Consider the following 6596-nt stretch of genomic DNA (forward strand, 5'->3'; position numbering starts at 1 on the left):
AGTCGTGACAATGACCATGAGCACTGCGTTGCTCACAGATCACTATGAGCTGACGATGCTGCAGGCGGCGCTCCGGAGCGGAGCGGCGCACAGGCGCGCCGTTTTCGAGGTGTTCGCCAGACATCTGCCGGGTGGCAGGCGCTACGGGGTTGTCGCCGGGACAGGACGTGTCCTGGACGAGCTAGAACGCTTCCGTTTCAGTGAGGAAGAACTCACCTATTTGCGGAAGAGGCAGGTCGTCGACGACGACACTCTGGCGTTTCTCGCCGATTACCGGTTTTCCGGGAACGTCTACGGCTACCGCGAGGGCGACCTCTACTTCCCCGCCTCCCCGATCATGATCGTGGAGGGGACCTTCGCGGAGGCCGTGCTGCTCGAGACCCTCACCCTGTCGATCCTGAACCACGACTGCGCCATCGCCTCAGCGGCCTCCCGCATGACCAACGCCGCGGGCAAGCGGCCGATCATCGAGATGGGCTCGCGCCGCACCCACGAGGCCGCCGCCGTGGCCGCCGCCCGGGCCGCGTACATCGCCGGTTTCGCCTCCACCTCCAACCTCATGGCCGGGTACGCCTACGGCGTGCCCACGGCGGGCACGGCGGCGCACGCGTTCACGTTGCTGCACGACTCGGAGAAGGACGCGTTCGAGGCCCAGATCGCCTCGCTCGGCCGCAAGACGACGCTGCTGGTGGACACGTACGACGTGGCCGAGGCGGTGCGCACGGCCGTGGAGCTGGCGGGGCCGGAGCTGGGCGCGGTCCGCATCGACTCCGGCGACCTGGCCGCCGCCGCGCAGGAGGTGCGCGAGCAGCTCGACGCGCTCGGGGCCTTCGAGACCCGCATCCTGGTCACCTCCGACCTGGACGAGTACGCCATCGCCGCGCTCGCCGCCGCCCCCGTCGACGGTTACGGCGTCGGCACGTCCCTGGTGACCGGGTCCGGCGTGCCCACCGCGGCCCTGGTGTACAAGCTGGTGGCGAGGGAGACGGCCACGGGCAAGCTGGAGGCCGTGGCCAAGCGCTCGGTGGGCAAGCCGTCGCGCGGGGGCCGCAAGCAGGCGTACCGGCTCATGGACGACGTGGGCAACGTGGAGACCGAGCTGATCACCACCGGCGGCCTCGCCCCGGAAGGCGGCATCCCCTTGCTGCACGAGCTGGTGCGCGACGGGCAGGTCGTGGGCAGGGAGCCCCTGCCCGCCGCCCGCGAGCGCCACGAGGCCGCCGTCGCCACCCTCCCCCAGGAGGCCCTGCACCTCGGCCGGGGGTACGCGGCCATCCCCACGGAGTTCGCCTGACCCTCCCCGCGGCAGCGGGGCGACGGGTCGGACGGCGGGCCCTGTTATTAGAGTGCTGAATATGGGGACCGCATTGATCATCGTGGATGTGCAGAACGACTTCTGCGAGGGCGGCAGCCTGCCCGTGGCCGGCGGCTCGGAGGTGGCGGCGGCGATCACTCGCCACATGGCCGAACACGGCTATGACCACGTGGTGGCGACCCGCGACTACCACATCTCGCCCGGCGACCACTTCGCCGAATCGCCCGACTACGTCTCCAGGTGGCCGGCGCACTGCGTGGCCGGGACCCCGGGAGCCGACTTCCACCCGTCGTTCGACGTGTCGGAGGTGGAGGAGGTGTTCAGCAAGGGCGCCTACGCCGCCGCGTACAGCGGTTTCGAGGGCCTTTCTGGCGACGGGGTCCCGCTGGCCGAGTGGCTCGGGCAGCGCGGGGTGCACGAGGTGGACGTGGTCGGGATCGCCACGGACCACTGCGTGCGCGCGACGGCGCTCGACGCGGTCAAGCACGGGCTGGCGGTGCGGGTGCTGCTGGACCTGACGGCCGGCGTGGCCCCGACGACCACGGAGGTGGCGCTGGCGGAGCTGAAGGACGCGGGCGCCACCCTCCGGGGGGCGCCCGTCCTGGGGTGACCGGGATCACCATTGATCACGAGGCGTATGCGATAGGCAACGCTGCGTTCATGTGATATTCAAGAGGACGAACCCCCTCCGGAGCCGTAGTAATACGGAGAGTCACAAACTCCTTTTCGCGGGAGGTAGATTCATGCTGGCCATCTCCCTGGGTGCGGCCTGGCTCGTCCTCGGTCCTCTCTCCCTGTGGCTGCTCGTCCGGGGGAGCGCCGGCGAGCGGGTGGCCGCGGTCGTCACGCTCGCGCTGCTGGAGGGCGGGACGATCGCGATGGGCGCCGAAGAGCGGCCCGCCCCCGCCCCTCCGGCGATCGTGGCCAACCTCGTGGCCTCCTGCCAGGAGCGCGCCCCGGTCCCCCATTCGGCGAAGGTGACCCACGAGATCGTGCTGAGCTGGGCGGCGGCGCCGCAGGAGTGCGGGGCCGCTGAGGTCGTGGTCCGGGCCGAGGGCCGCAAGCTGCGCCTATGGCTGTACGAGGGGCCCAACGTCGGCAGCCACCCGGCCGCGCTCCCGAGCCACCACCAGCGGGTGTTCACGCTGCCGGTGCGCGTCGAGAGCGGCCGGGCCGCGCTGAAGCTCCCCCTGCGGGAGAAGCCGGATTACGTCCTGACCGACGGCCGCACCGGGCGGCGCATCCCCCAGACGTAGTCAGGGCTTGGCCACGGCGAGCCGCAGCGCGTCGTCGAGCCGGGCGAAGACCTCGAACGCGTGCCGCAGCCCGGTGATCGACAGCACCCTGGCCATGACCCCCTGAACCCCTCCGAGCAGCAGCCGGGTCCCTCTGGACTCGCACCGCTGCATGACGCCGACGAGCTCGTTCATCCCCATGGAGTCGCAGAACGAGAGCTCGCCCAGGTCCAGGATCAGGAAGGGCTTGGGAGGAAGGGCCCAGACGGGTTCGAGGTGCTCGCGCAGCACCTGCAGGACGTTGACGTCGAGCTCGCCCTCGAGCTTGAGGATGACGGCGTTTCGCGAGAGGCCGGAAGTCACGGTCAGCATCGGCTTTCTGGTGACCTCAGACGACATGGGCAAAGTCCTTCTGCGTATCCCGAGACAAGCCAAGAGTGGTTGTTGCCTCTTCCGTCGAGTTTCTAACAGATGGGAGCCGCTCTGTGGCCAAATGCACAGAGTCACCCATCGTCACAGGCGACCGGCACGCGCGCAGCGCCGGGGGGCGGAGCGCCGCGCGCGACGGCTCCCTCAGACTGTCCCGAAGGTGATCACATAGGCGGCGAGCAGCACGGACAGGACGATCACCAGGACGCCCGTGCCACTGATCACCAGGACGACGTTCGCCCGCTTCACCATCCAGCGGATGGCCGCCGCTGCCAGTGTGATCAAGGTCGTCAGGAGGAAGAGGGTCAAGGCTCTGGTATCGGTTGATGTTGGTATTGCCACCGAGAGGTGGAGGACTAGTGTGGTCATGAAGGTTTTCCCTGGTGCGGAGACGCGCTCTGACAGAAACCTCGCTCGCGGGCACCTCCGCCGATGATTGGGCTCGTCGCGGGGGTGTTCCGCTGTCTTTCTGCATGGGGATGCCGCTCCTGCCGGGTGTGGCTCATCGGACCCTCGCCACGAACCACCTCCACCCATATTCAGCTAACTTCAGTGAATCTTCTCCAATTAGGGGTTTACCCCGACTGAACCGCCCTATTCGTACACGGCGGTGACAGCTGAATGGTTAGACTGATGGCTCTTGTGCTCACCCGTTTGCGCACGTTGGCTGTTCTGTTAGGCCTTAGCTGCGGATTCTTCATCGATTCCGCCGCCAGGTTGATGTTCACTAGAGATTACTGAAGTTCACACCAATGGGGCTGGCATGAGCGGCGTCAATTCCGCGCTGGCGCGCCGACTGCGCGAGCTGCGCGAAAGCCACTGGCCTGACCGGCGCGTCACCCAGGCACAGCTGCGCGAGGCGTTCCAGGTCAGCGTCGCGCTGATCTCGTCGTGGGAGTCGGCCCATACGAGCAAGATCCCGCCCTTACACCGGCTGGAGAAGTACGCCGCGTTCTTCGCGACCAAGCGATCCATCTCCAACGGGACGGCACGCGTGCTCCCCGTGTCCGACCTGACGGCGGGCGAGCTCGAGGACCACCGCCACCTGCTCGCCGAGCTCGACCGGCTGCGCCAGGCCGCGCTGAAGTCCCAGGCGTCGGGTGAGAACGCCGAGCCGGCGGCGCGGGACGCGCTCCAGGCCGGCCCCTGGCATTTCCGCGACGGAGAGCCGATCACGGTCATCTGCTCGCAGGTCCCGGAGGAGGACCGGACCAAGATCCCGTACGCGGACCCGTCGAGCCCCGACTACATCGAGCTGTACAAGTACTCCGACCTCGACTCCCTCTTCGAGCTGTGGGGCCATCTCCGGGCCGCGAATCCGCGCAGCCCGGTGAAGCTGGTCTCCACCGAGGATCTGCGTTCCGACGACCTGACGACGCACGTGGTGCTCCTGGGCGGCGTCGACTACAACGCGGTCACCGGGGCGGTGCTCGCGCAAGCAGAACTCCCGGTGCGGCAGGTGCCCGACTGGGAGGGGGAAAAGGGTCCGTATTTCGAGGTCATCGAGGGGGGCGACACGCGCCGGCACTACACCGTCACCGCCGGGTCCGGCGATAATCTGCAACTCCTTGAGGACGTCGGGTTCTTCTACCGCGGCGTCAATCCCGACAATGTCGAGCGCACGTTGACCATTTGCAATGGGATGTACGGCAGAGGCGTCTACGGTGCGGTGCGGGCCCTGACCGACGAGCGATTCCGCGACCGCAACGCCGTCTATCTGCGGGCACGTTTCGGCACCGCCGCGGCCTACAGCATTCTCACGCGCGTCCGGATCAGGGACCGCGTGGTCGTCACTCCTGATTGGACCCTGAACACGTTCCGGCTGCATGAGTGGTCGGAGCCCTCTCGTGGGGACTGAGGTCGGATCGGAGCATCACCACGGCTCCCACCGGGATCTGATCGAGGTCTACCCGCGAGTGGCGAAGTCCGGCCGCGTCGACGCCATCGTCGTGCCGACCATCAGGCATCCGGTCTGGCTGAGCCACGCGATCCGGCTGGCGATCGCCCTGGACTGCCCCCTCGTGACCCTGCACAGCAAGTGGAGCAAGCCGGACCTCCTCCTGATGCCGGCCGGCCTGCAGTTCATCTCCGTGGACATCGACAACGTGGCCCGCCTCAACCTGCCGGACTTCGCGACCACGGCCCTGCTGAAGGGCACGCCGTTCGCCCGCGCGACCGACCTCAGCGCCAAGCGGAACACGGGGCTGCTGCTGGCCCGCCTGATGGGCTGGCGGCGCATCGTCTTCCTGGACGACGACATCGAGGTCGGCGGGCACGAGGAGGTGTCTCACGCGGCCGCCCTGCTCGACTCGTACGACGCCGTGGGCATGCACATCGGCGGCTACCCGGACAACTCGGTGGTGTGCCACGCCCACCGGCTGACCGGCGGGCATCAGGAGTCGTTCGTGGGCGGCGGCGCCCTGGCCGTCGAGACGACCCGAAACCCCTCGTTCTTCCCGAACATCTACAACGAGGACTGGTTCTACCTGCTGGGCGAGAAGTCGGTGCGCCCGCTCGCGGTCACGGGGATCGTCAAGCAGCGCCCGTACGACCCTTTCGACCGCCCCATGCGCGCGCGGGACCAGGAGCTCGGCGACGTGCTGGCCGAGGGCGTCTACTGGCTGCTCGACGGGGGCGAGGGCACGGGCTGGCAGGCCGCCGCCGATCCGGCGTACTGGGTCGGCGCCCTCGCCAGGCGCGGCGACTTCGTCAAGGAAGTGCTGCGCCGCATCAGGGAGCTCCCGCCGGACGCGACGACGAGCCGCCGGGCCATGGAGGAGTCCCTGCTGGCCGCGCTGGGCCGCCTCAACCGCATCACGCCGCAGTTCTGCGTCAAGTACCTGGAGGCGTGGGCGGCGGACCGCGATCAGTGGGCCGATCACTTCGCCAGGATCCCGCAACTCGGGCCGAGCGTGGCCGATGCCATGAAATGGCTGGTCAGACCTGGTGCACCACTATTGCGCCAGTGGACCTCATTTGATTCATAAGTGGGCGAACCGGGAATCTGTCGTCCGTGGGGCCACGTGATATCCGTCAGGCCGTCCATACGGACCTCCCTGCGATGGTCGACTCGCTCGGGCAGGAGGGCTACTTCACCGACCGGCTCGCCAGGCAGGACTCCGGTCACGGGGCCCTGCTCATCGCCTGGGAGGGCGGGGTGGCGGTCGGCGACGTCTACATGTGGCTGGGGCCCGCGGAGGAGCCCGAGCTGCGTACCCACTTACCGGGCGTGGCGCTGCTCACGCACCTGGAGGTCGTGCCCTGGATGCGCAACCGGGGCATCGGCACCGCGCTGCTCTGGGCCGCCGAGGAGCGGCTCCTGGCAGACGGCCACGACCAGGTCGCCCTCGGCGTGGGCCTGGACAACCCCGACGCCCTGAGGTTGTACCAGCGCCGCGGCTACGCCGAATGGCCGCACGGCGAGGTGGCGACCACCGACGTCGTCTACCACCCGAACGGCGGGCTCGAGCTCCGGCCCGAGCTGTGCCGCATCCTCGTCAGAAAGCTCGGCTGAGCGCGCCGGCTAGCCCCGTTTTCCGCACGTGAGGTTGTTTGAAGATCGCCAGGTTGCTGTGGTGATCGTCATCGCGGTATGACCTGGCTGGTGAGACAGCGTG

The 6596-nt window shown here is 68.5% G+C and carries 8 protein-coding genes; 6 read left to right on the plus strand and 2 right to left on the minus strand.

Annotation, left to right across the window (positions count from 1 at the left end; translation table 11 throughout):
* Positions 1–4 precede the first annotated feature (4 nt).
* The 3 genes from AB0L65_RS28535 to AB0L65_RS28545 all read left to right on the plus strand — a co-directional run bounded on the left by AB0L65_RS28535 (position 5) and on the right by AB0L65_RS28545 (position 2571).
* Positions 5–1294 carry a nicotinate phosphoribosyltransferase gene (locus AB0L65_RS28535; RefSeq protein WP_364251035.1) on the plus strand — a complete coding sequence of 430 codons (1290 nt, stop codon included), beginning with the start codon at positions 5–7 and terminating at the stop codon, positions 1292–1294.
* Positions 1295–1355: 61 nt separating this feature from the next.
* Complete coding sequence (locus AB0L65_RS28540; protein WP_364251038.1) at positions 1356–1925, plus strand: nicotinamidase; 570 nt, start codon at positions 1356–1358, stop codon at positions 1923–1925.
* A 133-nt stretch (positions 1926–2058) separates the two neighbouring features.
* Complete coding sequence (locus tag AB0L65_RS28545; RefSeq protein ID WP_364251041.1) at positions 2059–2571, plus strand: hypothetical protein; 513 nt, start codon at positions 2059–2061, stop codon at positions 2569–2571.
* On the opposite strand, the gene AB0L65_RS28550 is transcribed toward AB0L65_RS28545, so the two are convergent.
* A complete protein-coding gene (locus AB0L65_RS28550; protein ID WP_350730101.1) occupies positions 2572–2949 on the minus strand; it encodes an STAS domain-containing protein in 378 nt (125 codons plus the stop codon).
* Positions 2950–3123: 174 nt separating this feature from the next.
* Positions 3124–3264 (minus strand): hypothetical protein, encoded by a 141-nt coding sequence (locus AB0L65_RS28555; protein WP_364251044.1) that lies wholly within the window; start codon positions 3262–3264, stop codon positions 3124–3126.
* A 478-nt stretch (positions 3265–3742) separates the two neighbouring features.
* Between AB0L65_RS28555 and AB0L65_RS28560 the strand changes: the two genes are divergently transcribed.
* The 3 genes from AB0L65_RS28560 to AB0L65_RS28570 all read left to right on the plus strand — a co-directional run bounded on the left by AB0L65_RS28560 (position 3743) and on the right by AB0L65_RS28570 (position 6493).
* Positions 3743–4837, plus strand: coding sequence for a helix-turn-helix domain-containing protein (locus AB0L65_RS28560; protein ID WP_364251047.1), 1095 nt, complete (start codon positions 3743–3745; stop codon positions 4835–4837).
* On the plus strand, positions 4827–5966 hold the full coding sequence (locus tag AB0L65_RS28565) for a hypothetical protein (protein WP_364251050.1): 1140 nt from the start codon (positions 4827–4829) through the stop codon (positions 5964–5966). Before AB0L65_RS28560 ends, AB0L65_RS28565 begins: the two co-directional genes overlap by 11 nt.
* A gap of 74 nt (positions 5967–6040) precedes the next feature.
* Positions 6041–6493, plus strand: coding sequence for a GNAT family N-acetyltransferase (locus AB0L65_RS28570; RefSeq protein WP_364251053.1), 453 nt, complete (start codon positions 6041–6043; stop codon positions 6491–6493).
* Positions 6494–6596 lie beyond the last annotated feature (103 nt).

This window comes from Nonomuraea sp. NPDC052116 (assembly GCF_040680035.1).
Lineage (GTDB): Bacteria > Actinomycetota > Actinomycetes > Streptosporangiales > Streptosporangiaceae > Nonomuraea > Nonomuraea angiospora_A.

Coding starts and splice junctions, on each gene's coding strand:
- AB0L65_RS28540 (WP_364251038.1), top strand. CDS start 1,356: ATGGGGACCGCATTGATCATCGTGGATGTGCAGAACGACTTCTGCGAG.
- AB0L65_RS28545 (WP_364251041.1), top strand. CDS start 2,059: ATGCTGGCCATCTCCCTGGGTGCGGCCTGGCTCGTCCTCGGTCCTCTC.
- AB0L65_RS28550 (WP_350730101.1), bottom strand. CDS start 2,949: ATGTCGTCTGAGGTCACCAGAAAGCCGATGCTGACCGTGACTTCCGGC.
- AB0L65_RS28560 (WP_364251047.1), top strand. CDS start 3,743: ATGAGCGGCGTCAATTCCGCGCTGGCGCGCCGACTGCGCGAGCTGCGC.
- AB0L65_RS28570 (WP_364251053.1), top strand. CDS start 6,041: ATGGTCGACTCGCTCGGGCAGGAGGGCTACTTCACCGACCGGCTCGCC.